This is a genomic window from Microcoleus sp. EPA2 (assembly GCA_020882975.1).
Classification (GTDB): Bacteria; Cyanobacteriota; Cyanobacteriia; order Cyanobacteriales; family Microcoleaceae; genus Microcoleus.
The window spans coordinates 146,168-172,070 of the sequence record JAHRFD010000006.1; the positions used below are offsets into that span (position 1 = coordinate 146,168).

The following is a 25,903-nucleotide window of genomic DNA, read 5'->3' on the forward strand; positions in this document are numbered from 1 at the left end:
ATTAGAGTTTGAAATGAACAGAAAACCAATTCAATCCCACCGAAATTTAGAAGTGTATCAACTTGCATTAGATGTGGCTATGCAGATTTTTGAACTCTCTAAAAAGTTTCCTGTTGAGGAACGATATTCATTGACCGATCAAATTCGTCGGTCTTCGCGTTCTGTTCAACTGGGTGAGTATATGTTAGATGTTGAAGCCCTCTAGTTTTTATCGGGTTGTTGCAAGTTTTCAAACTTCTCCCCCTCTCCCACTCTCCCCCTCTCTCCCTCTTCCCTAAGCTCCACCTCCGCCACCGCCATTGCCAACGAAGAGGAAAGTTATTACATCAATGGCAATTACAATGGCAAAAGCTAAGGCGACTTGGGTGACAATTGGTCGCCAGTCATTGCCTTGTTGCGCTTGGTTGTAAGCAAAAAGAGACGCGGATGCTACTAATAAAAGAAATGCTCCGCGAATGAGGTTAAAAATCAGTTCGATGACCTCGGCATCAATGGCTTCGCCTCCCGCTGAAGAGGCTCCTTCTGCTAGCTCTTTCATAAATTCTTCTAAGCCGGAGAGGAAGATGGCGTTGGCGGGGGAATCGAGTACGGAGCAGAGTGCAGTAGAGGTGATGATGGCAGTGGTAATGTGCCAAAAGCGAATTTTGCAGCCGATATATCGCTCTACAATTGGGATTGCTTTAGCGGTGTGCCATAAACTCAAAAACACAATGCTGGAGCAGCCTAAAGTCGCAATTAAGAGCGGGTCGTGAATGCTGAAGTAGATGAGCGAGGCTAGGCAAATGCCGAGGAATGGAAGGTCGCCCAGTTTGATTTTCTGTTGTTTTAACCAGCGTGATAATGAGTTGCGGTTTCGTTCATTTCTTGTTTGGTCTAAGTAAGTAGCCATGTCACTATCTCGATTAATTTAGTGCTTTAATGCTAATTTAAGTTGCATCTAATCCCTGCAAAATCGCCAAAAAAGGTGATTCTATACAGTGAGAGTGACCCCCTCCAAATGGAGGGTACAAGTGAAAAAAATTATTTCAAATTTCCATTTCCACCTCAGTTTTTCTCGCTTCCTGCTTGTTGGAGTTCTGGTTTGGAGCAAGTTGCTGTTGGGAGAGGAGATTTTCAACTACTTCTGGTGGAATGTCGCACAGAAGTACCTCAAGATTACCTTTTTGGAGGCTAGCCTCAAAAACTATCTCGCTGTGAGAGTTAAAGCCTTTGACAGTACCCTTCGACTTGGATTTATCGCTGAATTCGACTTCAAAGTCGAGGCGCGAGCCTTGGGAATCGGTAAAGCTGACTTCATCTTGATTGCTTCTCTTTACCATTTCAGCTAGCCGCTCTTGGTTGAGAGCTTGTTGAAAAATCTTTAAGCGGTCGAGTTCTTCTTTTTCTTCAGGTTTCAGGAAGTCGTTTGTAACTTCCCATTCTCCAGTTTTATCCTGTACTGCTGAAAACAGTTCCTCGCCTTCCTTAGTTTTTAAGCTGACAGCGGTAGAGAAGTCAAAATTTGTTACATAAAGTTTGGCTTGTCCAAAATCTACGCCGTCTTCTAATGCAATGCCTTCCGCATTTGCTTCTTCTTCAGCTAGGCTGTAAATTTTTGCCAGTGTTGCTGCAAGTTGGGCATCCTGAGTAAGATTTTGGGCTGTCACAGTGATTTTTTTAGCAGTAGCGCTAGCGCTGTTGCTAGCTGGGATTGTTGATTCTAATGAAATTTTTTCATCTATTTCTGTTGCGTTTTGTACGAATTGGTCGCTGAGAGATGGAGTCGAGCTGTCGGGCGGTTCTACTTTTGTATCCGCAGCTTGAACGCCTGTCTCGCTTTGAAGAGAAAGTTTGTTCTCTAAAGCTTCTATTCGCTCTTCTAGGGTATCGAGTCGCTTTTCAAGTCGGTTGAGTGCTTCATTTATTTGTACGAGTTGTTCTTCAAAACTCGCCTCTGTGTCAATTTTAATAGAAGCCGTCTTTTCAGAATTGTTGTCTGTCACACGACCGGAAATTTTATCAACTTTTCCGTGGACTTTGCTAACAGCTTTAGCTAAGAGCATAGCGGGTGTTGAGACAAATTCGGCATCCGGTTCAGGTAAGATGTTTTGTTCCGGTTCTGGCTCCGGTTCAGCTATGGGTAAAGCTTCGGATTCGACCATTGCATCTGCAACTGAATCCGTTTCAACCAAGTTGGTAACCCGCTGGGAGAGCAAGTCAGCTCGCTGGCTTTGAGCTTTGAGCCTTTTGACAATATCGGCAACTTGGCGCTCTTTTCCAGCTCCAAGAGCAGCTTCTATAATTTGAGAAGCTGCTTTTTTGCCAATCAGAGTAGCGAGAACCGCAACTTGAGCACTCATGCCGCTGACAGTTGTACCTTCTACCTCACTTCCAGAAATGGCTGTTCTACCACTGACTTGTACAGCAGCATCGAGGATACTATCGATGTTCTGGTCGTTTGATTTTTTGCCTTGAGGTCGCTGTTGGCTAGTTCTGGTTTTGGAAGGTGTGACTGCTAAGGATTCAGCAACTTCTACCGCTTCATCTGTCTGAAGTTTTCTTTTGGCTTGGGATTTAGCTGATAATTCTTCTTCTTCCAAATCTTCTCGCTCAGAGTTTTGAAGGTGGCTTTTAGTTTGAGGCTTAGCTTTAGGTTGAGGTTTTTTGACTTCAAACTCATCTAACTCACTTAGCTCATCTCTCGGAGAGCGGCTTAAGGCTTTAGATTTAAGCAGTGGTTCTTCCGACTCCAACTCCTCTACGTCATCTTTTCGGGGTCTTCTTTTGGTTTGAGAGTTGGGTGATGGCTCGTCGTCATCCGAATTTTCTATTTCATCTTTTTTCGATTTGATATTGGCTTTAGATTTCGATCTGTGCGATGGTTCATCATCTTCTAAGTCATCTAGCAAATCGTTTTTTTTAGACTTGTTTGCCGTTTGAAATTTCGATCGACGCGAGGGTTGCTCATCCTCTAATTCATCTAGTACATCGTCTTTTTTAGACTTAGTTGCAACTTTAGATTTAGACTTGAGGGAGGGTTGCTCATCATCCAATTCATCTAGTAAATCGTCTTTTTTAGACCTTGTTTTAGTTCGAGGCGAATCGAGTAATGCTTCAATTCCTGTTTTAGTAAATCGGTTGTCGTCTGGCTCTCCCAAGTGTTCCATCATGTATTTTCCTGTGGTAGAGCCGTACTCAGGTCGATCGCTCAAACTGAGGACGAGTCCGTTGTGCTTGACCTCCACGCTAATGCCAGGTTTGCCGTCTGCTTCTGTTAGTTCTTCAATTGCATCGGCAAAATCTTCTACGCTGGTGAGTCCATTTTCCAGGCAGTAATCTAAAGCTTTCTCGCAGCGATTTCTTAGGTAGTTGAGGATTTTCTTGCCCTCGGCTGTGTTAGGGGTGATGTAATTTCCCTGGCTTCGGCTTCGGGATGCTGTTTTTGTGGGCATAATCTTTGTGGCGGGGTGAGTGGATATTTCCCATGAAATTCGAGCAGTGTGGCTAGTGACTTCACTCGAAAGAGCGGTTTTGGGGAATTAAAGTGACCCCCTCCAATCGGAGGGGGAAGGTTAAGCGGGAGCAAAAGAAGTGTCATATCATGTCCGTCAAAACACCTATAAAACCACAGGCTTCAATGTGTGTTGTACAAATGTCCTCAAGGGAGGTGAAAGTCGAATGTGTCTTTTCTTGCGTCATTCGACTTTCACCTTCGACAAGCAAAACACATTTAGGCAACACGCATTGAAAAGGTTTGCGCTTTTTCTATGATTTGCATGAGCAGGTATTTGTAAATTCGCCACAGCAAAGTAATAGAATTGCAATTACGGTCTAGTTAGCGGACATAATATAACTTCCGGAATTACGTTAAAGTTGTGCGTCGGCAACTCTAAACTTTGAAGATTCCGAAGCTAATTCAGCATCGACTTTTAAGAGATATTTGAGAAAGTGAGCGCTGCTATTTTCCGAAAGCTTCTTAATAACTTGACCTGTTTTCAAGTCAGCAGCTAAGACTGGATTATCAGCTTCATCTCTGACTAAACACCTAACATTGTTGCGAGATTTGCTAATAAAAGCTGTCCAATTTCCCACAGGAATTGTAGTTTCTCCAGTTTGGTTATATGCTTCACAAATGGCATCTTTCAGCAATTGTGAGAGGTGGGCGGGGCTGGCAGCAATGTCTTGGGGTTGAGACGGCGATCGCTTTTGAGTAGGGGTTGGCGATACGGATGGCGATCTCTCTTGACAAGGAGTTGGCGATACGGATGGCGATCGCTCTTGACAAGGAGTTGCCGGTACGGATAGCGATCGCCCTTGACAAGGAGTTGGCGCGACTTCTGAAAGTTCCTCAACTGATTCAATTAGTTGCACAGAGCTAGGGTTGATGTTTAAGATCAGAGCGCTGCCTTTAGGCGAGGGTTCAATAGTGGCCTCAAAGGTAGTGCCGATCGGCAATTTAGGTGAATTAGCAGAGAACATGGCTAGCTCTTGTCCGTCAAGAAGGACAATAGGGCTGCCGTCGCGCCTCGAACCGCTACCGCTAACAGAACCCACCTCAAAAGTCAATGTTTTCTGCCTCCATTTGGGACTGCTAAAGTCAACATCTTTCAAGTCATTGTACTTCTGCCCAATCAGTTCAGCTCTGTCAAACTGAAAGGTTTGCAATTGCTGGCAAATTTCATCCGTAAACAAATTGAGAACCAATGCTGCTTTAGGTGTTTGGTTTTGGGACTCAAGCCAAGTATAATCAGCAGGAGCTACAATACGTGAACTGACATCTTTGGTGCGACCAAGACCATCGCGGTAAGTTAAGTCTAAACTGTCGATGTCGTTGACATTTTCGCAAAACTTCTTCTCAAGAATTCCCACCAGTTTGTCGCTGGGTTCAATTAAGGCAAAATTGACCATTGGCAGGCTCGGATGCAAAGTTGCTTCATATTTAATGCCTTTGCTGTCTAACAATTCTTTCCAATGTCCAGCTAAGTCTTTGCCAACTGGCTGTCGCTTCTTATCCCTGACAGTCTTATTGCTGCCGTCGAGTTCAAATTCCTCGAAAGGGACGCTCAGAACGTAAGTGTCTTTTGGCATTGCTTCGTGCAGTCGCTCGTACTCAGGTTCAAGGTTGAATTCAATCAGCAGTTGGCGAGAAAGTTCCTTACAAGCTTTGCGAGGAACTTCTAAGTTGGGATTTGCGGTTTCGACGTGCCACATCGCACTAGCAGCTAAAAACCGTTCTTCAGGGTCAGTCCAAGCTTCGGTCACATCGGCTCTTAAGCTCTCGTATAACTTGCTGACTGCTTCTTTAATTGCCTTAGAATCGCCGCCGCACTCCAAGTGAATTTCACCCATCCTTTCTCGATAGCGTTCCTTAATATCTTGCGCCCACCTGACATAATGTTTCTCCCATTTTTCTCGCTCATCTAAGTCAGAAGGAGACTCGAACAGGTAGCGAAACTCGTCGCGGTGGCGGCTTTTTAGACGAGTCGGTTCCCACTCTGGATTAACAGCCTCCTTAGCGATGCAATTGATAGCGGTGCCGTCTCCTATAGGTAATGGCACCGTTTTGTAAAGCCTGGGGTCGTCTTTGTAGTCAAATAAGTAGCTTGGGTGCTGTTCTGACCACTGCTTAGCCTTGGACAGCAGGGTGGGGTGGTGGTCTTCGGTGCGAGTAGCACTTTTGGGACTGTCCACTTCAATTTGCAGGGCATCAAATAGCTTTCCAAGAAGCTGCCGCTTCTGTTGATTGAATAAACTTTCTGGCTGTCCCGGTTCTGCTGCTGATGATTGCACTCTCCCGATTAAGGTAGCCACCCAGCCGATTTTATTTTGGGCGATCGCTACGGCAATTTGCCGCAATTTGGTATACTTGCGATCGCCATCACTATCGGTAGCTTTAGTGTAGTCAACTTTCTCTCGCTTCTCAACTGCATCGTACTCATTCTCTTGATTAGCGTGCCTGGTTTCAGAGGCAATATTCGGCATCCGAGAAGCAGGCGTAACTACCAGTTGGTCGCCGTCAAAATCGCACTGGTGGTGCTGCATGGCTTGGTCAGAGCGAATGAAAACGCACCCTTTGTACTGCGTTAATTCAGGATGGCTTTTGTTGTCTACTGTGTAGCGACGGATGTTATCTTTACTGACAATTGGGTATCGGGTAACGATAACTTCTGTGCCGTGTCGCAAGTGAGGCGCAACAATTGTACCGGGTTGGAGGTTTTCACAAGGTTGAGCCATTGCTGAACCGTGATGAATTGCTCCCTTAATTGCTAAGTCTTTCCACTTTTTAGCCAGTTGTTCTTGCATGAAATCGACGACTTTGGGAAAGTCGAGGAGTTGACCGAGTTTGTCGTTCCTCAAAATTGAAATTAGCCGGGATTCGTTGCGTTGGGCTTTTTCATCGGTTTCGTCTTCTAATCCGCTGCTGTCTTCGTGAAGGCTAGATTGAAAAGCAGCTTTTTTGTCGTGTTGCTCTACTAAGTATTTGGCAAGTTGCAGCCGGTTATTTTGCAAGTCAGCTAGCTTTTGGGCTTCAACTTTAGTCGGTGTGGCGATGTCAGCCCCAATAGCTGCTTCGGAATACCAAATCGAAAATTGCCAGGAATTTTCGTATTCAGTTACTTTGGCGTTGCCTCGATTTCCCAGTATAGCTTTGGGAAATTCGTAGTCACCACAGGGGATAAGTTCAGCTAATTGCTCTTTAGCAACTCCTTTGATAGAGGAGCGATCCATAATGATATCATAACCCAAGTCCGAGGTTAAATTAGCATCAGGCAACAGCGTTCCTTTGGCAAGAAAGCTAATTTCTGGAGTGTGGTAGTCTTCTTGTCCCCATTCCTGCATCCAGGCAAATCTGAATTGAAAAGGTCGGTTATAATTTCCTCCTAATTGTTGGGCTAGTGCCGGTGAAATTTTACCGTGACAGTCTCCGGTTTGCCACTTATGAGCTTTCGCTTTTTCACTCTGGTCATCGCTTTGAGAATCCACAATTTTGAGTCGCAAGGTTTCGCCTTCTTGGGAGCTATCTAACAATTTGGCTCCTTGGTTGCAACTGCTAACTAGCAGTGAGCCGTAGCGACAGGCGTGGTCGGGTTGAGTTTTGAATACGCTCAACAGTTTGGTTGAGAGTTCTTTGTCTGCAAAATACACATTTTTGCCTGAGCTGAAAGCAACTCTTCTGCCCATGCCATCTCCGAAGTCGATGTTTTTGAGAGGGTCGAATCTGCTATCATTTTGGTCAGGTTTAACGATGGTTAGGGATGCTAATTCTTCAGGTTCAAAAAGCAGTTCAAGCAGGGAGTTACGCAGCACTTCTGATTCAGCTTGGTACCGCCCTTTTGCTCTACCGTCAGCCAAGGACATATCAAAGACTGGGATTTTTAGTCCTTCCCCAGCTACCCATTCTGTGGAGCGATATTCTGGAGTAAGTTTTCTTCTGCTCATTGATTAGCTCCTGAATCCTAGTTTTTACATTTTTAGGACTTACGCACAGTAATAGTCCAGATTTTGACAAGGTTGTTCCTTCACAAATTCCTGCTACTGAGTGATATTCACCCCCTCCAATTGGAGGGGTTTAGAAGAAAGAAGTAGCGTGTTACAATCAGAATGACAATCCCAATGTGGAGAAAAAAAGTGAAAGTAGTTCGCACAACTACGGCTATGGAAAGCCAACGGGATTATTTCTCTGATAGCGATAGCGATGCACTTGCTCGCGTTGCTTTAGGAGAAGGTGAAAACACTCAGCAATTCGGAGGTTTGAACCTCGATGCTAACGAGGTTATTAAAGGTAGAGCGTCAAACTTATTCAACGTCACCGAAGAACAAGTTGAAAACCCTCAATACTGGATTGATTTGTAAGAAATACCGACCCAAATTAAGTTGTCGCTCTTACAAAACAAGCGATTTACATTCTAATACCATTTCTAAAAAATCTTGCTCAAATCTGCATCGTTGGGTTTATTTCACGAAATCAACTTACTGTTGCTACTATTGCATGACTTTTCAGAAATGGTATAATTCGGAGGTATCTAATTCGGATATGTCTAATAATTTAGGTGGCAAATCAAGGCATTCCTGACACCTGAAAAGATGGCTAACGCCGTTTTTTGGACTGCGTTTTATCCGAAGAACGACTCTCAAGCGTCTGGTTGGCTTGAAGAGAGTGCAAATTGTTACCTGGAAGCAAGCTGTAGACCACTTTACGCTTGCGGAAAACCCTAGTGCCATCTACAGGCATTCCTTGTTTCCAAGCGTCTGAAATCGCCTTTTTGTCGGCAGAAATTACGGTTTTGGTTTCGACTCGACGATAGGGTTCTGGTAGTTGAGATGGGTCAATCAAAACTTCACAGGTAGGCGGATTTTCCTTAACAGTAATGCGACGGTGTTTGCCAATAATTTCGGAAGTTAACACGCCGCACTCGTTGAAGTAGAGCACGGTTTTGTCTAAGCGCTCTCTCCACCCCTGGAGTTTGTTGAGAGCTTTTGAATGCAGTTCTATCAAATACTGCATCCTGGCTGTAATTCCTGCAATTTCGGCATCAATTTGGTCGGCTAAGTCGGCATGGGCATCAACAGCAAGTTCCTGGGTTTCTTGGGTTTGCCAAAGGGATTGCAGCAGTTGGTCAATTTCTTCTGAGCTTTCTGCTGACTCTAGTTGATGCCAAAGTTGAGCCGCAGTTATTGAACTTTGAGCAAGCGTTGCTGTGGCTAAATTCATGCTTAGTATCCTCCGTTGATGCAGGTGTGATAATAATCGCGGCGTTCTTCGAGTTGAGTAAGCGCAGCCATTGTTGCTGCGTCGGATTTAAGAGAGATTTGTTTGTCCTTTTGAATCTTGCTACCTGGTTGAGAATGAGTTAAATTTTGTGAGTTTGACTGGGTAATTTTTTGCATACAATTCAAAAAAATTTCTTAAAAATAGCGCGACCGCGCTCTTAAAAAAAGGAGTATTTAAAGATATGAATTATCCTATAGTTTTTTACCCAAAAGTGGTAATGCAGTTCTGCCATCAATATCCTTTGCCAGAGGCAACTTCTAGTTGTGCCACCTCATCCCAACTTCAAGAAACTCAACAATGCGAGCAACCTGTTGTTTTGCTGACTCCGCCTCAACCACCTGTGGTGTTACCTGTCAAGTTGCTGTGGTTAATTTGGGTGTTTTGGCTCTATGGTGCGATCGCACTTCCGCTATTAGCTATTTCTTGGGGTTGGCTGTGGTGGGAAATGCTGTTGGTAGTAGCTGCTTATTCATGTTTAATTGCGGCTGCTTATAGTTATGTGTTTGGCTGCCGTCAAAAACTGCTATCTAGGTATAAGCACCAAGTTCTTGAGTACAAACAACAAGAGATATTATCCCAACAAGAGATATTATCCCAACAAGAGATATTATCCCAACAAAAAAGATTATTCCAACAAGAGACGTTATCCAACAAACAGCAGGAATTTTCTAGTTTTAAGCTAGAAAAAGAAGGGGTGCAGACTGTTTTAAAAACCGCAAAAATTGAGTTAGATTCCAGAAATCGATCGCTCAAGGATTTGATGTCACTTCGGGTTAATTCTAATGGCATATCTCAAGCTCAGCAAGGAGTGAGCGAAGAGCGCTTTTTGCAATATTTGCAGCGATATTTCGAGGAAGTTGTCCAAGCAGCAGAGTTTAAAATTCCGTCATCTCAGAGGAGCTATTCAGCAGATTTTACTGTAATTCACACTCCATCTGGACTCGGAATTGATGTCGAGATTGATGAACCTTATGCTGGCAAATCTAAGAAGCCCACTCACTGCTGCGATGCTGACAGCGATATGCGCCGCAATCAATTATTCTTAGAGTGGAATTGGATTGTGGTTAGGTTTACTGAAAAGCAGGTGGTTCAGGCTCCTTTGAGCTGTTGCAAGTTCCTGGCTCAGGCGATCGCCTTTGTAACGGGCGATCGCTCTTATTTAAGGCAACTGGAAACTCAACCCGATTTGCTGAGCGTCAAACCTTGGACAACAAGAGAGGCAAGGGCTATGGCTAAAAGCAACTATCGCCTTACTTATTTACCTGGATTTGGTGTCGCTTCTGCTTGCGATCGGCTTTCAAAGTTTTGATTTATTGCACGCAATATCCGAGTTATTGCCGGCAATAAATGTTTATTTTTAATACAAAGGAGATAAAATAGATATGCTGTCATTTGAAGAGGGGTTCATTGAAAGTCAACAGCTCAACCAAAGACTCCTGCAAACGATTCGCTTGATTGGAGAATACAAGGGAAAGCAGGAGTTATTCAAGCAACAAGCCCCACAAGTTTTAGGCACTTTGCGCCAAGCTGCGGTTATTCAGAGTACCGAATCTTCTAACCGCATTGAAGGCATTACTGTGCCACTAGAACGGATTAAGAAATTAGTAACAGAAAAAACAACGCCGCGCGATCGTTCAGAACAAGAAATTGCGGGTTATCGGGACGTGCTAACTACAATTCACACCAATTATACCCACATTCCTTTTAGTACAGGTGTCATTTTACAACTGCACCGCGACCTTTACCAATTTGCTGTTAATACAGGCGGGCGCTGGAAAACAGTGGATAATGAAATTAGCGCTACTTATCCTGACGGGACTAAAGTGGTGAGGTTTCAACCTACTCCCGCTTATGCTACTCCTGCGGCAATGGAACGCCTGCAAGAACGGTTTAATCGTCTCTGGGAATCGGGCGAGATAGAACCTTTATTGCTGATTCCAACTTACATTTTGGATTTCTTGTGCATTCATCCATTTTTAGATGGAAACGGGCGGATGGCAAGGTTGCTGACTTTGTTGCTGCTATACAAAGCCGGTTATGAGGTGGGGCGATTTATTAGTTTGGAACGGATTGTGGAGAGAACTAAGGAAAGCTATTATGATACGCTTTACCAATCTTCCCAAGGATGGCATGAAGGGCAGCATAACTTATTACCTTGGTGGGAGTATTTTTTAGGAGTCATGCTGCTGTCAGCTTATCGGGAGTTTGAGCAGCGGGTAGGGTATGTTACTTCTGCGAAAGGAACTAAAACGGCGATCGTATTGGATGCGATTAACAATTTGCCTCAAGAATTCTCGATTAGGGAATTGCAGGAACGGTGTCCAACAGTGGGAATTGATTTGATTCGCCGTTTATTGCGCCGGGAAAGGGATGCGGGGCGTTTGCAATGTCGGGGACGAGGAGTTGAGGCGCGTTGGCGAAAGCAATAGATATCTCCCAAAAAGACAGTTCAAAACAGGCTGTTGGGCCTGTTCCACAATCATTATGGGAGATGTCTAATAGATACAGGAATTACGCACAAACAACTTGGTGTTGAGTTTAAGTACGAAATTTAACACCCAGTTACAACTATTTATGCAAGCTAATGAAAGCGGTGTATATCGGAAAATTGGCTTCTTGGTAATGGGAAAAAGGTAATCGGTCAACTGTATCTCACAATGTTTGAAAACTGTTATGTTTCATCCTAGTGGGATTGCATTTCCTACAAAAAAGCTGATTTTTCCTTTCAATTTTTGCACAGAGGGCAAAAACGTTTGTGGTTTTTTTGCCTTTTGATTTTCCTCTCAAAACTTTTGTCTGCAACCCAGCATTCTGCCAAGACAAAGTTTATTCCGCGTTCTCGGGCAGCGGCGCAAAATTTAGCACCTCTGCCTTTTTTATGTTTCCAAAGCCTTTCGTCCAAATCTTTTGTCCAGCCGACGTAGTGTTGGGCTGGATGAGTTGAACATATCGGCTTTTCAAAGTGCAGAAGATACACGTATCCTGCCATTTTGTTTGCCATTTTTGAATGTGGTGAAAGATGTTTGCGGCTGCCGGAGAAACAAACTTGTCTCTCCGGCATAATTGAATTACCAGTCGATTTTTAGCTCGCAGTTTTTGTTGCTGCCGTTGCTGCTGCCGTTGCTGCTGCCGTTGTTGCTACGGTTGCTGCTTTCTTCAGTGAATTGGAAGTTTAATGCCAGCAGTTCTTGCTCAATAATTGACTTTCTGTCTTGGATTTTTTTGTCCCTCACAAGTCGCAGAGCGTGGATTATTTGGTCAAGCGTTTGATAGCTTGTTTGTTGAAAATTTAGTACAAGTGTTGTTTCCCTGCCCATGATGTACAGTTCGTTTTCTGTTTGGTGGACGCAGGTTAAATTATTGAAGTAATAGGTGTAGGTTTGTGATAGTTCCATTTTTTTGTCCGATGCTTTATTGCTTTATTTTTGGGCGCGACAGCGCTCATAAATTTGTTTTTTCGTAAATGTTAGTCAGTACGATAAAATGTATAAATAATTTATTTTTACCCATGTTGACTCACAAATTATTTGAGCAAGCACCGTCTCAATTTACTTAATAGTTACGCCAAAATAGTTGATAAATACGTTAAGAAAGCTGTCATAATTAGTGGCAGTAATCAGTAATTGGTACTCCTACCTGGTAAGGATACTTGGGGGGATAAAACGGTTGACCCACCGTTATCAAAACCCTGATATGGCAGAACTACCCAGGAATTTATGTCGCAACCATGAAATTTGTTAGCTAGCGCTTTTATTTAATAAAAGTAAAACTTTTAAGTGGCAATAACTAATCCAGTTGGATGTCTTGGATGCGCTGTTTATAAGGTTGGTTATTTTGTTGAATATCTTGTTGTTCTTGCTCAATTAATTGTATCCAGATATCATTCCAACTTGACTGTGGATTAACAAGTTCTGCATTCGGTAGCAGCTCGCTTGCATTTCGAGCGAGCATATAATCTTCTGCGATCGCTATAATAACGCTATCGAGTTCTTGTAAGAATTGTATAGGCAGTTGTGAAGCTCGTTCAATTCCTAAGTAAATGGTGGGTGGTGCAGTTGCAGAGTTATCCGGGTTATTTTCCTGTTCAATAAGCAAAATTGAAAGGGCTTCGATTGGGTTACAAGCAATCACAGCTCGCTCAATTTCTCCGGTAGTAGCTACCCAGAAAGCAGCTTCAGATGACAGGGGATGGGTTGTAGTAAAGTTGCCTCTTTCATCGAGAACAAAAGCAAACCGGGCTTCCCCCTCAAGCGTCCGTGCCGTAAAGACAGCCTTTTCGGAGGCGGCATACAACCAAGAATGAGAGTGCAATAATTCAAGCAATTCTAAAGGTAAACTGTACTCGACTGCTAGATACGATCGCACTTTTTGCCACTGAGTTTCATTCCTTTCAGGCAGGATTGATAGTTGTAACTCTAACTCATTTGCTGTTGCAGGAGTAGCAGGTGCGGTTGTTTCTAGCTCAGATTGTGACAACTCTAATTTATTTGCTGTTGTTGCAAGAGTTGCAGGTGCGCTTGCTGCTAGCTCAAATTGTGACAACTCTAACTCATTTGCTGTTGCAGGAGTTGCAGCCGCGCCTGCTACTAGCTCAAATTGTGACGACTCTAACTCATTTTCCTCTGCCTCACTGGGGGCGATAGCTAAGTGTTGTGGCTGCATTAAAGGTTCAATTAGGGCGTTATCTCGCCCTTTGTCATAGCTAACGCTTCGATGCTTCTGCAATCCAGAAAAAGTGTAAGCTTTACCCAACTGAGTGCCACTGAAAGCGACTCCATTTAAGTTGTAAGAAATGCCTTTACTGAACCCAGTTCGAGTTAGTCTGACTTGCACCTCTACACCTTGTTGCTGCAACCGCTCAACGAATTCTGGCATACTTGGGTTGTCTAGGGTAACTTCATCAATTAGGTCTTGCAATTGCACCCTGACGCTCTTGTTTCCCTTGCTTTGTAAGTGCCTGTGTTCTCCTGTAGTCGGAGCTCGCTTGTCTTTTTCCCAACTCGACGCGACAATTTCTAGATTGTAGTCCTGTTCGAGCTGGCGAATAGTTTCTTGGCTTTTGTAATAATCCCAGCTATCGTCAACGACACTTCCATCTAGGCGAATGCGACTGGCGACGATGTGAATGTGGTCGTGTTCTGTATCGCTGTGCTTGACAACTGTATACTGGTTGTTATCAAATCCCATCGTTTTCATGTAGTCGGCTGCGATCGCCAGCCAGCGCTGGTCATTTTCTTCAGAGTCTTGTAGTTTTTGGGTGCGATCGACAGATAAAGTGGCGTGAAAAACTGCTACTTTCAGGTTAGGTCTTAGTTGTCGGGCGATCGCAAATTCAGCAGCGAGTTCTTCAGGAGTCTGTCCGCACATAGTGCCGCCAATCAGGTAAGCGTCTTTTTTGCCCAGCACGTAGTTCAGACAGCCCCTAAAGCCTGTACCTTTGATTTGTTTGCCGATCATAATCGAAAAACCGTCAGTTTCACAGCATCGATTGCTCAGGCGGTAAAGCCCAGGCTTGTTAATAATTAGCGTACTGTGGATTTGGCGAGGTTTGCAACTATTGCTTTAATTGCATCTTGGTTTTCTCGAATGAGTTGCTGTACTTTTTCTAAGAGTCCTGTATTGACAACAACGGGTTCTCCCAATGCCACAGCACTATTGCAAGCTTTAGCAATCTGATTGAGGTTGTTTCCTGCAATTCTAAATTGGGCATCAATCTTGCACAAAACTTGATAGGCTTTTAAGTCAAATGCAGCTATAGGACGTGGTATGGCTCTCTTCAATGCTGCACGGCGCATGAAGTCGCTCATGCTTAAATTTACTTGCTCTGCTCTTGCTTTAATTTGGCTGTAATCCGAGTCAGACAATCTTATTTCCAGCCGACTTGAAAGTCTGTGATTTGACTGATTTGACTGATTTGGCTGACTTTGAGGCAATTTTTTGAGCTTCATAGCCATGATAATAGTTAAGTTTATCTCATTTTATAAATATATAACTACTTCCAACTTCACCCAAAAGAGGAAAATTGGAGTGTAAAGTGACCCCCGCCATCTGAGGATAACTGGTTGCGATCGCTACTCAATAACTGATGAGCCTACCATTTGTTTTTTAAAGTGTTTGCTCGACACGCTCGGCGTTGTCAACTCCTTCTCCTCTCTAATTTATTAGAGCTGTATAATATTCAGCTTAATTTGTATTACAGTTAGCTACATTTGTCATTAAAGCTTAAGAAAGTCTTAAACCCTACGTTGCGGTTAGGATTCCGCAAAAGGAGGGTGCATTATTTTTATTTAAAAGTAATAAATAAGGTTTTGTACGGACAAAACCATTGCTTGCTACTAATCGAGAACAGCCATAACCTGGCTCAACAAGCAGGTGGCACGAACAGCACAAAAAAGCAGCAAAGGGACAGAAAAACTCAGGCTATTGCCGGACATTTTCGGATAAAAACAGGTATAATGCAGTCCTGGCTCTTGCCTGGATTCTACCTGTTTTTGTACAGCTATTGCCTGATTTTATACGGCATTTGCCAGACTTTTACCCTCCAAAACAAAAGCGCGATTAAGAGCGTTTTTAACAAAATCCGAATTGATTTAATAGTCAAGTTACCATCTCTGAATTGAATTAAAAATCAAGTTAAAAAAGAAGTGTAAGGAAATTGGCAGTACCGCAGCCGTTATGCCAGCCTTGACAGTTAACGTATAAATCTGTGATGTACGGGAGAAAAGTTGAGCTAGTAGATAGCTGCTGTACGTTGGGGAAACACACCGCACTCCCGCTGGCAACTAATGTTGAAAAGCAATGCAGTAATGCAGTAGAGTTAGGATACTGCTCAGCAGCAACGCAAACGGGCTACCTTATCCTAATTCAACTTGACTGTAAGCAGGCTATGGGTCTTAATGAAGCTGATACTTGTCGCAAATACGTTCTGCCCAAACTTCAAGAATGGGATAAAGAACCTCATTTCCTAACAGAGCAATATTACATTGATGCGGGTCGAATTTTAATAGCGGGAGGCAAAATTCGCCGTCGCAAGCGCCTATTTGCTGATTATCTGCTCTGTTACACTCGCGATTTTCCTTTAGCTGTTGTTGAAGCAAAGCGAAAATACAAACACGCTCAGGATGGGTTGCAGCAAGCTAAAAAATATGCTGAAGTTTTGGGTTTAAAGTTTGCTTACTCTACGAACGGTCAAAGCATTTATGAATTTGATTACACGACTGGATTAATGACTCAAATGGACTCGTTTCCCAGTCCTAATGAGCTTTGGGCAAGGTTGAGGCAATCTGAGGGATTGAGCGATGAAGTAGCAGGGGAACTGCTGACACCCTTTGATTTGACGGGCGGGAAAATCCCTCGCTATTACCAGCGCATCGCCATTCACCGAGCCATCAAAGCTATCCTCAGCAATCAAAAACGCTTGCTGCTAACCCTCGCCACTGGGACGGGCAAAACTACTGTTGCATTTCAAATCTGTCAAATGTTGTGGAATTTGGGATGGAATGCAACTGGCGAACACCGCAAACCCAGGATTCTATTTTTAGCAGACCGGAACATCTTAGTTGATGACCCGATGCTCAAAGATTTCTCAGCTTTTCCAGAAGATATCATTCACAAAATCCAAGGGGAAGCTGTCAAGAGTCGCGAGATATATTTTGCGATTTATCAAGCAATTGCTAAAGATAAAAATAATCCTGGTTTATATCGAGAATATAGCCCTGGTTTCTTTGATTTGATTGTGGTTGATGAGTGTCATCGAGGAAGTGCGCGGGATGATAGCAACTGGCGAGAAATTCTTGAATATTTCCAACCGGCTTACCAGTTAGGGCTAACTGCTACACCCTTGCGCGATGACAACATTGATACTTACCTATATTTCGGCAATCCGCTTTATACCTACTCCTTAGCCCAAGGCATTGAAGACGGGTTTTTAGCGCCTTATCGGGTGCATCGCGTCACCACCAGTTTCGATGCTTTGGGGTGGCGGCCTAACTATGATGACCTCGATCGCTACGGGCGCGCCATTCCTGATGAAGAATACCAGACAGGAGATTTTGAGCGGGCTGTGGCTCTCAAAGTCAGAACGCAAGCGATCGCCCGCCACATTACCGACTTCCTCAAAAAAACTGACCGCTTTGGCAAAACGATCGTCTTTTGTTTGGATGAAGAACACGTTTTGGAAATGGTGGCAGCGCTCAACAACCTGAACGCTGATTTGACAAGGCAACACCCCGATTATGTATGCCGCGTGACCGCAGCAGCCGGCGATACAGGGAAATCGCAGCTTTATAAATTCAAAGACGTACTCACCCAGACCCCGGCGATCGCAGTGACTTCCCGGCTGCTGACAACTGGTGTAGACATTCCCACCTGCAAAAACGTTGTCCTGGTGCGGGTCATTCGATCGATGACTGACTTCAAACAAATTGTTGGGCGTGGCACCCGTGTCGATGAAGATAACGGCAAGCTGTTCTTCAACATCCTCGACTATACCCAGAGCACTCGCTTATTTGCCGATCCAGCCTTTGACGGCAAACCGGCTTTGATTGAAACCGAGGCGATGAACGATGAAGGGCAAACAATTGAAGGCAGCCAGCAAGTCATAGAACCAGAACAGCCAGAAGCGGATGAAGTTGAACCTGCCGAAGGTGATGCCCCTCGCGGCTTTACTGGTGTACCTGATGATGACGACACACCACCCCGCAAATATTACTTTGATGGCGGCCAGTGCGAAGTCATCGGCGAAGTGGTCTATGAACTCGACCCCAATGGCAACCGGCTTCGTTCCTTCAAGCTGGTAGACTATACCAAAGAGCAAGTCCGCACCCTCTACCGCTCGGTGCTAGAAATTCAGCAGCGGTGGGTAAATCCAGAAGAGCGATCGCTCCTTATCGACCAGTTAGCAGACAGAGGAATTGACTTTGAGGACTTGAAAGCCGCCACCAATCAACCAGACGCAGACCCCTTTGATTTACTGTGTCACATTGCGTTTAATGCGCCAGTGATGACTTGCAAGCAGCGGGCCGAACGGCTAAAACGGCATAATAAAGACTTTTTCGATCGGTACAGCGCGGATGCTAAGGCAATCCTTGAAATTCTAGTTGACGGTTACGCTCAAGGTGGGCCACAGCAGTTGGTAATGCCAGCATCTCTGAAGGTGAAACCAGTTGAAAAGTATGGCAACGTGCGGGAAATTGCTGCTAAATTTGGCGGGGCGGATAAATTGAAACAGGCAGTCGAGCAGTTACAAACTTTGTTGTATTCGGCTTAATAAAACTGAAGGAGGTTGTAATGTCAGTAGAACAAAAACCGATTTGCGTAGTAATTGACACAAGTATATGGAGACAAGACTCTAATCTTTTGCTGAGAACTCCTATGGGTTCGGCATTACGTTACATCCTCAAACAAAGTAGTGGAAAAATAGGTCTGCCAGAAATTATAGAAGAGGAACTGACGAGAAATACAGTCGAACAAGGACTTGAGGCGGTTGAAAAAATTAACAAAGGCTTTAAAGTTATTGAAGTGATTATGGGTTGTAGGTGTTTTTATGAAGTCCCGGACGAAGCTCAATTGCAAGCTACTGTTACAGAAAGATTAACTGACTTAAATGACTTAATTATTAGGATTCCTTTTACATTTGAACACGCCAAATCAGCACTGAGGAGAATCAATGAAAAATCTCAGCCTAATGGAGAAAGTAATCAGCAATTTAAAGATTCTGCTATTTGGGAAGCAATATTAACACTTTCAAACTCATATATTATATATTTTATTAGTGGTGATAAAGCCTTCTTTAAAGGCAAAGAATGTAAAACTAATGAACTAGCTGACAACTTGTTAAATGATTGTATAAAAATTGGTGGAATGGTATCTATTTATAATAATATGGCATCGTGTCTTAAAGTTCTTCAAAAGAATGTTCCACCCCTTAACTACTCTGATATTATTCTAAAAATTGATAGCGTTATTAATCTACGATTAAAACCAGAATTAGTTAGCGAAATTGGATTTGAAATAGCTGGGCTTGCAATGAAAGTATCATCTGTTTCAGCTTTTTTCACAGAAATGAAGGGAAAATTAGCATTAAGCTTTGAGCTTTACTACCATTGCAATGATGTACAACATAATGGGGTTAATGAAAGGAAAGATGCTATTTTGAGAACTAAAGGAGATTGCTTATATGAATTGGATAATCAAATGATTTCTGATATAAAAATGGATTTTGAAAGAATCTACTGGGTAGAGCCAAGCGGAGAAGCAGGTAGACGAGGCATTGTATATGCTTCTGGTACTATGGGAGGTATTGAGCAAGTTAACTATACCTTTAGAGAACCCGTTGATTTTATCCGTTTTCCAAACTTGGACTGGAAGGAGCGAGTCAAGAAAGTACGCAAAGATCAGCAAGACTTTTTTAAGGATTATAGTAAAGAAGCAAGAGCAGTTTTAGAAACCTTGTTAGATAAATATGCAGAAGAAGGAGTTGCAGCGTTGGAAATTCCTAGTTCAATAATGAAGTACAGTGAATTTGAGCAGTATGGTGATATATTTAAAATTTTGGAACTATTTGGAGATGAGCGAAATTTAACAAATATAGTTAGGCAGCTTCAAAAGTTGTTGTACTCAGTGTAAGCTGAAACGCAAGAACTCCTTATATAACTAACATTAGTTGACTTTTTATTGAAATGCCAAAACGCACCACTTCCAAAACTGATAAACCCATTGCCACCGCTCAACGTCTCGGTAGCGCGATCAAGTCTGCGCGTGACATCATGCGAAAAGATAAGGGGATGAATGGGGAATTAGACCGTTTGCCCCAATTCACTTGGATTCTTTTCCTCAAGCTTTTAGATGATGTGGAGAAAGTCAGAGAAGAAGAAGCTTTTTTAGAGGGAACGCTTGACAAGTACAAGCCGCTGATTGAATCGCCCTACCGCTGGCGCGATTGGGCTGCTGATGATGAAGGAATGAGCGGCGATGACTTGCTGAAATTCATTAACAATGATGAGGTGACGCTGCGGGACGGCATAAAAAGCCCCGGTTTGTTTGCTTATTTGCGGAGTCTTCAAAGTGCGACGGGGCGCGATCGCAAAGATGTCATCCGCCAAGTGTTCAACGATGTCACCAACCGCATGATTAGCGGTGCACTGCTGCGAGATGTGGTGAACAAGGTTAATGACATTCACTTCGATAACTCAGAGGAAGTGAACATCCTCAGCAACCTCTACGAGTCGATGCTCAAGGAGATGCGGGACGCTGCGGGGGATTCTGGGGAGTTCTACACGCCACGGCCGGTGGTGCGATTCATCGTGAAGGTGCTTGACCCGAAATTAGGTGAAACTATCCATGACCCCGCTTGCGGCACGGCTGGGTTTTTGGTGGAAACTTACGAACATCTCAAAACACAATGCCAGCCGAAAGACTGGGAGATTTTGCAATCAAGTTTATCTGGAATTGAAGCCAAGCCTTTGCCGTTTATGCTGGCTCAAATGAATTTGTTACTGCACGGCGTTGAATACCCAGATGTTGAGCGGAGAAACAGTTTAGCTAGAGCGATTAACCAGATTGGGGTAAAAGACCAAGTTGATATTATTCTGACTAACCCGCCGTTTGGAGGTGAGGAAGAAGCAAAAATCAAGGATAATTTTCCCCCAGAAATGCAAACATCGGAAACGACTCTGCTTTTCATCCAGCTAATTATGCGCTTGCTCAAACGCCAGCCTAAACCTGGGCGGGCGGGAATTGTCGTACCAAATGGCACATTGTTCGGTGATGGTCTTTGCGCCAAAGTTAAGGAAAAGTTACTGATTGAATTTAACTTACATACTATTGTTAGATTGCCGAATGGAGTCTTTGCACCTTATACGGGCATTCCAACTAACCTGTTATTTTTTGATGCTTCTGGCCCGACTGAGGAAATTTGGTATTATGAGTTAACGTTATCTGACGGTCGCAAGAATTACAGCAAAACGAAGCCGATTCAAGATAATGAGTTTAATGAGTGTTTAGCCTGGTGGAACAATCGGGAGGAAAACCAAAGCACTTGGAAGTACCGTTTTAGAGAAACTTACGACAAAGCTAAAGCTGAAGCGCAGCCCTGTTGGGATGCTGCAAGAGAAGCTGAGGCGATCGCTAACCAGTGCACCAGGAAAGTCAAGGAGTTAGACGGGCAAATCCAGACACTCAATGCTTCAATTCTGGACTTCGCGCCGGCTAAACAAAATAAGGTCATTCAAGACCAGATTCGGACGCTCAAGAACGAGCAAGCCGAAGCGCGGGAAGAGGAGCGACAACAGCGCCAGATTGCTAAGGAGTCTCAGGCTAAGGGTGATGCAATTTACTGGCCCATTTTTAACCTTGACAAGAAGAACCCCAATGCTCGGGATGATTTTGAACATCTGCCGCCAGAGCAGTTAGTTGCCGATATCTGGGCGAAAGAACAGCGGATTTTAGAGATTTTGGGTGAAATTAAGACTATATTAAAAAGGGAAGATTGATGATAGAGCTGACTTTCAAGCAAACTCAATCAGAAATGATGGTTCGGGCTGCTGCAACTGTTATATTTAATGGACTTTTAAGAGCAGAATTTCCCAATGGTCGATTATCTAGCATTACCGAACATCCCCAATATGGTTTTGGCGCAAGTGCTTCACAAGAGAATTCAGGTATTAAACTGGTTCGGATTACAGATTTGCAAGATGGAAAAATTAATTGGGATACAGTTCCCTATTGCCAGTGCGAACAACTGGAGAAATATTTGCTTCAACCCAATGACATTTTATTTGCTAGAACGGGAGCCACAACTGGCAAAACTCATTTGGTAAAAGAAGCGCCTGCTGCTGTTTTTGCATCTTACTTAATTCGCGTGCGTCCCCAGAAAGAGGTTCGCTCTGACTACTTATACTATTTTTTTCAATCTGATGTTTATTGGAGACAAATCATTGAAGAAAAAGAAGGGTCTGCACAGCCCAATGTTAATGGTCAAAAGTTAATGAATATCGAAGTGCCAATTGTTGATAATGAAATTCAATCGGCTATTAGCCAATTTCTAGAAATTGTTAGACAGAGGCAAGATGGAAGCATTAAGCAGCTTCCAGAACTCCCACCCCTCCTAGAGGGGCAGCGGCGTATTGTAGCGCGGATAGAGGAACTGGCTGCTAAGGTGCAAGAGGCGCGGGGGCTGCGCCGGCAGAGTGCTGAGGAAGCTGAGGCACTCATTAATTCTGCTCTAATTTTGATTTTTGAAAAGCAAATTATTAAACAAGGATGGAACCTTCAGCCTTTAAGAGAAGGCGCAGAAATATCTAGAGGTAAATTTGCCTATCGTCCTCGAAATGAGCCAAAATTTTATGGAGGAAACATCCCGTTTATTCAAATTGGTGATATATCTAAATCAAATAGATATATTCAAGACTATTCACAAACATTAAATCAAGATGGACTAAAGATTAGCCGAATGTTTCCCAAAGGAACTGTCGTGCTAGCCATTACAGGTGCTACCATAGGTGTGACTGGAATTTTAGGTTTTGATTCTTGTTTTCCAGATAGTATTGTTGGAATTACTCCTCACCCAAATATTACTATTTCCGAATTTATCTACTGGTCAGTAGAGTATGTAAAGAAAATTGCCCTTTCAGAAGCAACTCAAACCACACAACCTAACATCAATCTTAAGAACATAGAAAAGCTCAACATTCCGGTTCCTCCTCTTCCCGAACAGCGCCACATCGTCGCCTACCTCGATAACCTTCAAGCCAAAGTAGACGCACTCAAGCGCCTGCAAGCCGAAACCGCCGTCGAACTGGATGCCCTGCTGCCATCTATACTCGACAAAGCATTTAAGGGGGAACTGTAGTAATCAAGAGTATAGCGCCTCAGCTTATAAATATTTCACTTGATATTAGATGAATTCAAAATTTCATTGTACATATCTTTAGGAGCAACACCAATCTCTAGGTATTCACTCAGCTTATTGAGAAATTCTATAGGAGAGACTGTCTTCTGTAATAAAAGACGGCGTGAAGCAACAAAAACTTCAAAAAAATCCTGTGGTGCTACTGGAGTATCTTTAATGATTTTGTATAATCGATCTAATAAAAATATCGATTCTTGTTCCGATTCAACTTTTTTCATTTTAAATAGATCGACTAAAGAAGTAGTTATTAAATTCAGATCGACTTTAGTTATTGTGAATATTTTTTCTACAGACTTAAGCAATTGAGGTAACATTTTTTTGGGAGCTTTCCGAAAAACTAATAATTGAATTACCTCAGCACGTTGAATAGGACTCAGTATTTTATTCTCACTTGACTTAACCAAGGTATTTAACTCTTTTTCAAGAGTATCAATATCGCTGTTACTCGATTCAGATAGTGCAATTGCTGAACTTTTAAGGATATCTTCTTGCCGTGTAGCTAGTTTAATACTACTGATTAGAAAAACCATCAAGGCAAAGCCAAGCCATGCAACACAAAAGGTAATGTAGAGATTGATTGTCCATTCTGTTCTTAAAACAGTCAATAGACCACCAACTAAAGATAGTGTAGCATCTCCAAAGCTCTCTCTTTGGATAAAAATTAATAGGGCGGTGAAGACAACTAGAAGAATTAAAGAGGCTAGTCTTAAAGGAGAAAATAGCAAAGTAATTGAGATAATTAATACTGCTAATAAAATCCCAACTATTACTAAACCAGGAGCCACTTTATATGCAGCATTAACAAGTTGAAAAACCGCAGCTCTTAGCGATTCTTGAGAGGTACTTGTTTGAGAGTTATTATTCATGATTTATATAAATATTTATGACAAAAACCGATTCGCTCTCTATTTGAGGGAATTGAGAATGCGTAATTTCAATGAGATAGCAAAGTTTCTGGATTGTGGTTTCCACCCTCCTTCCCTATCCTAAGCTGCTTTATCTGGCTTGGCTTTAGCTCTCTGTTTAAAGCTTTCAAAGTCTACAACTTTAGACTTAACAGCCGCTTCCCACACATCCTTAATAATGTTAGCTAGCTGGGGAATAACAATCATTACAAATTGACCGATGCCTTTATTTTTTTTGTCAGCTACTTTCATAACCTGGGGCATATCAGTCCAGTCATGCTTTACCCAATACACTTCATCATTAACAACGACCAAGTGTTTATTTCTGAGGCTGTCATCAAAGCCAGTCTCGTTAAGGAACTGAATAATTTTCCTAACTGTCTGCAAGGAAACTTTTTGCCTGAGATGCCCGATCGCTCGAATCTCTAATACCTGCTCCCATGTATAGATTACCGTCGGCTTCTTGGAATTGCCGTATTTTTGAGGCACTACTACCCCTGTCCTGTCCAAGTAGGCAAGGCGACTCGATGTTGTCCCAGTTAGGGCTAGAGTTTCTTGACGGGTAAAGCCTTCCATAGCACTTGCTCTCCTGCGATAGCCTCCTGCAACTCCACTGCGACGGAATTGCCTTTACCCGTAACATACACCCATTCCTTCAACGTCTTAAGAAAAATTTAACATTTCTTATGGTTCTCAACGTACACCTTCTAAAACGTTATGTTAAATTGTAAAGGTAATTAACCCTGGTGAACTATATGGCTGAAGGGAAAAATCAGCACGTTGTCCCCCATAAGACCGGATGGGCAGTGGAGGGAGAAGGCGCTAGCAAAGCCACGCAGGTATTCACCACCCAGCAGAAAGCGATTGAAAGAGCACGAGAGATTGCTCAAAACCAACGATCGGAGGTGGTGATTCATCGGCGAGACGGGACGATTCGGGACAAGGACAGCTACGGCAATGACCCCTGCCCTGCGAAAGACAGAAAGCATTGAGGTCTGATGAGAGTGATTAGCCCAGTACGCGAGGCGACTCGCTCTTAGTGTCCTCTCCACTTGACTAGATTCTATTTCCAACCGATTACAAAGATGAGCTTGTGCGTTAATCCTCATTGCCCCAATCCAAAAAATGCCGATAATGTATTGCGCTGCTCTAGCTGTAGTTCTAATTTGTTGCTAGAAGGGCGCTATCGCGCCACCCGCTTGCTAGGAGAAGGCGGCTTTGGCAAAACTTACGAGGTTAGCGATCGCGGGCGACCTCCGAAAGTTCTAAAAGTTTTGATTAAAAACACTCCCAAGGCTGTAGAACTATTCAAGCGAGAAGCCGAAGTTCTATGCCGCCTCAAGATTTTAGGAATTCCCAAAGGTGAAGAGTATTTTATATTTACTCCTGGTAACAGTCAGGAACAAGTGCATTGCTTCGTAATGCAAAAAATTGAAGGCGAAAATTTGCAAGATTGGATGTCCCAGCGGGACGATCGACCGATCGGCGAAAAGAAAGCCCGTCTTTGGTTGGAGGAGTTAGTTTATATCCTCAGCGACCTCCACCAGAATCAGTTGTTTCACCGGGATATTAAGCCGTCCAACATCATGCTTTCTCAGAACGGATTGTTGGTATTAGTAGATTTTGGAACCGTGCGGGAAATCACCCACACTTACGAAGGAAAACACGCAGCCAAGCAAATCACGACTATTCATACCCCTGGCTACGCTCCCTTGGAGCAATTTAATGGTCAAGCTTCCCCACAATCCGATTTTTTTGCCTTGGGTCGTACTTTTGTTTATTTGCTAACCGGAAAGCATCCTAATGAATTCAACAATTCCTACGAACATGACCTTTACACTGACGAAATAGAAACTTGGCGCGATGAAGCACCCCACGTTTCACCCGTGTTTGCAGATTTTATCGACCAACTCATGGCGCGGCCCCTTCAGAATCGCTTTGCGGATACTCAGGCAATTTTGCAACCCGATCGAGGAAGAAGAACTTTATACACTTAAAGGTCACTCAACAAGCGTAATTTCTGTAGCTATTAGCCCAGACGGCGAAACTTTGGCGAGTGCTAGTACCGATCAAACCATTAGATTGTGGAACCTAAAAACCGGGCAAGAAATTAAAGCCCTAAGAGGGCATTCAAATCCTATAACTTGCGTGGCTTTTCACCCAAAAAAGAATTCAGTTTTATTTAGCGGCAGCTTCGATAGAACTGTCAGCGTTTGGAATCTTGAAACCGCTCAAATAACGCATACCTACGTACCGCTATCGATAAAATTGTCCGTGACAAGAGCCCGGTTAACAAAACCGTATTTTAGTCCTTCCAGTGGCATATAAAAAAAGTAC

The 25,903-nt window shown here is 43.3% G+C and carries 22 protein-coding genes; 11 read left to right on the forward strand and 11 right to left on the reverse strand.

Going from position 1 to position 25,903, the window contains the following annotated elements; translation table 11 throughout:
* Positions 1-13: 13 nt before the first annotated feature.
* Positions 14-205, forward strand: coding sequence for a four helix bundle protein (locus AAFP14_RS08460; RefSeq protein ID WP_341731844.1), 192 nt, complete (start codon positions 14-16; stop codon positions 203-205).
* Between the two features lie 69 nt (positions 206-274).
* On the opposite strand, the gene AAFP14_RS08465 is transcribed toward AAFP14_RS08460, so the two are convergent.
* From AAFP14_RS08465 to AAFP14_RS08475, 3 genes are all read right to left on the reverse strand, one after another.
* The gene (locus tag AAFP14_RS08465) at positions 275-889 is read right to left on the reverse strand and encodes a hypothetical protein (protein WP_341731845.1); all 615 of its coding nucleotides are present in this window, start codon (positions 887-889) and stop codon (positions 275-277) included.
* Positions 890-1,025: 136 nt separating this feature from the next.
* A complete protein-coding gene (locus AAFP14_RS08470; RefSeq protein WP_341731846.1) occupies positions 1,026-3,431 on the reverse strand; it encodes a hypothetical protein in 2,406 nt (801 codons plus the stop codon).
* 415 nt (positions 3,432-3,846) lie between these two features.
* On the reverse strand, positions 3,847-7,419 hold the full coding sequence (locus AAFP14_RS08475) for a hypothetical protein (RefSeq protein WP_341731847.1): 3,573 nt from the start codon (positions 7,417-7,419) through the stop codon (positions 3,847-3,849).
* Positions 7,420-7,608: 189 nt separating this feature from the next.
* Between AAFP14_RS08475 and AAFP14_RS08480 the strand changes: the two genes are divergently transcribed.
* The gene (locus AAFP14_RS08480) at positions 7,609-7,833 is read left to right on the forward strand and encodes a hypothetical protein (RefSeq protein WP_341731848.1); all 225 of its coding nucleotides are present in this window, start codon (positions 7,609-7,611) and stop codon (positions 7,831-7,833) included.
* Positions 7,834-8,068: 235 nt separating this feature from the next.
* On the opposite strand, the gene AAFP14_RS08485 is transcribed toward AAFP14_RS08480, so the two are convergent.
* Both AAFP14_RS08485 and AAFP14_RS08490 read right to left on the reverse strand, forming a co-directional pair.
* Positions 8,069-8,692, reverse strand: a complete 624-nt coding sequence (locus AAFP14_RS08485; RefSeq protein ID WP_333449847.1) for a siphovirus Gp157 family protein — start codon at positions 8,690-8,692, stop codon at positions 8,069-8,071.
* Between the two features lie 2 nt (positions 8,693-8,694).
* Complete coding sequence (locus AAFP14_RS08490; protein ID WP_341731849.1) at positions 8,695-8,868, reverse strand: hypothetical protein; 174 nt, start codon at positions 8,866-8,868, stop codon at positions 8,695-8,697.
* A gap of 65 nt (positions 8,869-8,933) precedes the next feature.
* On the opposite strand from AAFP14_RS08490, the gene AAFP14_RS08495 reads away from it, so the two are divergent.
* Positions 8,934-10,061 (forward strand): hypothetical protein, encoded by a 1,128-nt coding sequence (locus tag AAFP14_RS08495; RefSeq protein ID WP_341731850.1) that lies wholly within the window; start codon positions 8,934-8,936, stop codon positions 10,059-10,061.
* 73 nt (positions 10,062-10,134) lie between these two features.
* Positions 10,135-11,181 carry a Fic family protein gene (locus AAFP14_RS08500; RefSeq protein WP_341731851.1) on the forward strand — a complete coding sequence of 349 codons (1,047 nt, stop codon included), beginning with the start codon at positions 10,135-10,137 and terminating at the stop codon, positions 11,179-11,181.
* 296 nt (positions 11,182-11,477) lie between these two features.
* On the opposite strand, the gene AAFP14_RS26660 is transcribed toward AAFP14_RS08500, so the two are convergent.
* From AAFP14_RS26660 to AAFP14_RS08515, 4 genes are all read right to left on the reverse strand, one after another.
* Positions 11,478-11,813 carry a GIY-YIG nuclease family protein gene (locus AAFP14_RS26660; RefSeq protein WP_472851033.1) on the reverse strand — a complete coding sequence of 112 codons (336 nt, stop codon included), beginning with the start codon at positions 11,811-11,813 and terminating at the stop codon, positions 11,478-11,480.
* 7 nt (positions 11,814-11,820) lie between these two features.
* Positions 11,821-12,147, reverse strand: coding sequence for a hypothetical protein (locus AAFP14_RS08505; RefSeq protein WP_341731852.1), 327 nt, complete (start codon positions 12,145-12,147; stop codon positions 11,821-11,823).
* A 391-nt stretch (positions 12,148-12,538) separates the two neighbouring features.
* Positions 12,539-14,209, reverse strand: coding sequence for a relaxase/mobilization nuclease domain-containing protein (locus AAFP14_RS08510; protein WP_341731853.1), 1,671 nt, complete (start codon positions 14,207-14,209; stop codon positions 12,539-12,541).
* 65 nt (positions 14,210-14,274) lie between these two features.
* Positions 14,275-14,706, reverse strand: coding sequence for a plasmid mobilization protein (locus AAFP14_RS08515; protein ID WP_341731854.1), 432 nt, complete (start codon positions 14,704-14,706; stop codon positions 14,275-14,277).
* A gap of 932 nt (positions 14,707-15,638) precedes the next feature.
* Between AAFP14_RS08515 and hsdR the strand changes: the two genes are divergently transcribed.
* Genes hsdR through AAFP14_RS08535 form a run of 4 tightly spaced genes read left to right on the forward strand, consistent with a single transcriptional unit; the run spans position 15,639 to position 22,601 of the window.
* On the forward strand, positions 15,639-18,020 hold the full coding sequence (gene hsdR / locus AAFP14_RS08520) for an EcoAI/FtnUII family type I restriction enzme subunit R (protein WP_341731855.1): 2,382 nt from the start codon (positions 15,639-15,641) through the stop codon (positions 18,018-18,020).
* A 20-nt stretch (positions 18,021-18,040) separates the two neighbouring features.
* Positions 18,041-19,378 carry a PIN domain-containing protein gene (locus AAFP14_RS08525; RefSeq protein ID WP_341731856.1) on the forward strand — a complete coding sequence of 446 codons (1,338 nt, stop codon included), beginning with the start codon at positions 18,041-18,043 and terminating at the stop codon, positions 19,376-19,378.
* Between the two features lie 53 nt (positions 19,379-19,431).
* Complete coding sequence (locus AAFP14_RS08530) at positions 19,432-21,243, forward strand: type I restriction-modification system subunit M (protein ID WP_341731857.1); 1,812 nt, start codon at positions 19,432-19,434, stop codon at positions 21,241-21,243.
* The gene (locus AAFP14_RS08535) at positions 21,243-22,601 is read left to right on the forward strand and encodes a restriction endonuclease subunit S (RefSeq protein ID WP_341731858.1); all 1,359 of its coding nucleotides are present in this window, start codon (positions 21,243-21,245) and stop codon (positions 22,599-22,601) included. The genes AAFP14_RS08530 and AAFP14_RS08535 overlap by 1 nt, the downstream gene beginning before the upstream one ends.
* Positions 22,602-22,636: 35 nt before the next feature.
* Here AAFP14_RS08535 and AAFP14_RS08540 read toward each other — a convergent pair whose 3' ends face one another.
* Positions 22,637-23,527 (reverse strand): hypothetical protein, encoded by an 891-nt coding sequence (locus AAFP14_RS08540; protein WP_341731859.1) that lies wholly within the window; start codon positions 23,525-23,527, stop codon positions 22,637-22,639.
* Between the two features lie 120 nt (positions 23,528-23,647).
* A complete protein-coding gene (locus tag AAFP14_RS08545) occupies positions 23,648-24,142 on the reverse strand; it encodes a MerR family transcriptional regulator (RefSeq protein WP_193976240.1) in 495 nt (164 codons plus the stop codon).
* A gap of 179 nt (positions 24,143-24,321) precedes the next feature.
* On the opposite strand from AAFP14_RS08545, the gene AAFP14_RS08550 reads away from it, so the two are divergent.
* The 3 genes from AAFP14_RS08550 (at position 24,322) to AAFP14_RS26665 (ending at position 25,894) form a co-directional block, all read left to right on the forward strand.
* Positions 24,322-24,558 (forward strand): DUF2188 domain-containing protein, encoded by a 237-nt coding sequence (locus AAFP14_RS08550; protein ID WP_193976242.1) that lies wholly within the window; start codon positions 24,322-24,324, stop codon positions 24,556-24,558.
* 93 nt (positions 24,559-24,651) lie between these two features.
* Positions 24,652-25,563 (forward strand): serine/threonine protein kinase, encoded by a 912-nt coding sequence (locus tag AAFP14_RS08555; protein WP_341731860.1) that lies wholly within the window; start codon positions 24,652-24,654, stop codon positions 25,561-25,563.
* Positions 25,505-25,894, forward strand: coding sequence for a WD40 repeat domain-containing protein (locus AAFP14_RS26665; protein ID WP_472851034.1), 390 nt, complete (start codon positions 25,505-25,507; stop codon positions 25,892-25,894). Before AAFP14_RS08555 ends, AAFP14_RS26665 begins: the two co-directional genes overlap by 59 nt.
* Positions 25,895-25,903: the final 9 nt, after the last annotated feature.

What these genes read in the sequence shown, in the direction of transcription:
- AAFP14_RS08505 (WP_341731852.1), bottom strand. Translation starts at nt 12,147, where the DNA reads ATGGAACTATCACAAACCTACACCTATTACTTCAATAATTTAACCTGC.
- AAFP14_RS08530 (WP_341731857.1), top strand. Translation starts at nt 19,432, where the DNA reads ATGCCAAAACGCACCACTTCCAAAACTGATAAACCCATTGCCACCGCT.
- AAFP14_RS08495 (WP_341731850.1), top strand. Translation starts at nt 8,934, where the DNA reads ATGAATTATCCTATAGTTTTTTACCCAAAAGTGGTAATGCAGTTCTGC.
- AAFP14_RS08475 (WP_341731847.1), bottom strand. Translation starts at nt 7,419, where the DNA reads ATGAGCAGAAGAAAACTTACTCCAGAATATCGCTCCACAGAATGGGTA.
- AAFP14_RS08510 (WP_341731853.1), bottom strand. Translation starts at nt 14,209, where the DNA reads ATGATCGGCAAACAAATCAAAGGTACAGGCTTTAGGGGCTGTCTGAAC.
- AAFP14_RS08465 (WP_341731845.1), bottom strand. Translation starts at nt 889, where the DNA reads ATGGCTACTTACTTAGACCAAACAAGAAATGAACGAAACCGCAACTCA.
- AAFP14_RS08485 (WP_333449847.1), bottom strand. Translation starts at nt 8,692, where the DNA reads ATGAATTTAGCCACAGCAACGCTTGCTCAAAGTTCAATAACTGCGGCT.
- AAFP14_RS08540 (WP_341731859.1), bottom strand. Translation starts at nt 23,527, where the DNA reads ATGAATAATAACTCTCAAACAAGTACCTCTCAAGAATCGCTAAGAGCT.
- AAFP14_RS08550 (WP_193976242.1), top strand. Translation starts at nt 24,322, where the DNA reads ATGGCTGAAGGGAAAAATCAGCACGTTGTCCCCCATAAGACCGGATGG.
- AAFP14_RS08460 (WP_341731844.1), top strand. Translation starts at nt 14, where the DNA reads ATGAACAGAAAACCAATTCAATCCCACCGAAATTTAGAAGTGTATCAA.
- hsdR (WP_341731855.1), top strand. Translation starts at nt 15,639, where the DNA reads ATGGGTCTTAATGAAGCTGATACTTGTCGCAAATACGTTCTGCCCAAA.
- AAFP14_RS26660 (WP_472851033.1), bottom strand. Translation starts at nt 11,813, where the DNA reads ATGCCGGAGAGACAAGTTTGTTTCTCCGGCAGCCGCAAACATCTTTCA.
- AAFP14_RS08490 (WP_341731849.1), bottom strand. Translation starts at nt 8,868, where the DNA reads ATGCAAAAAATTACCCAGTCAAACTCACAAAATTTAACTCATTCTCAA.
- AAFP14_RS08500 (WP_341731851.1), top strand. Translation starts at nt 10,135, where the DNA reads ATGCTGTCATTTGAAGAGGGGTTCATTGAAAGTCAACAGCTCAACCAA.
- AAFP14_RS08525 (WP_341731856.1), top strand. Translation starts at nt 18,041, where the DNA reads ATGTCAGTAGAACAAAAACCGATTTGCGTAGTAATTGACACAAGTATA.
- AAFP14_RS08470 (WP_341731846.1), bottom strand. Translation starts at nt 3,431, where the DNA reads ATGCCCACAAAAACAGCATCCCGAAGCCGAAGCCAGGGAAATTACATC.
- AAFP14_RS08535 (WP_341731858.1), top strand. Translation starts at nt 21,243, where the DNA reads ATGATAGAGCTGACTTTCAAGCAAACTCAATCAGAAATGATGGTTCGG.
- AAFP14_RS08555 (WP_341731860.1), top strand. Translation starts at nt 24,652, where the DNA reads ATGAGCTTGTGCGTTAATCCTCATTGCCCCAATCCAAAAAATGCCGAT.
- AAFP14_RS08515 (WP_341731854.1), bottom strand. Translation starts at nt 14,706, where the DNA reads ATGGCTATGAAGCTCAAAAAATTGCCTCAAAGTCAGCCAAATCAGTCA.
- AAFP14_RS08545 (WP_193976240.1), bottom strand. Translation starts at nt 24,142, where the DNA reads ATGGAAGGCTTTACCCGTCAAGAAACTCTAGCCCTAACTGGGACAACA.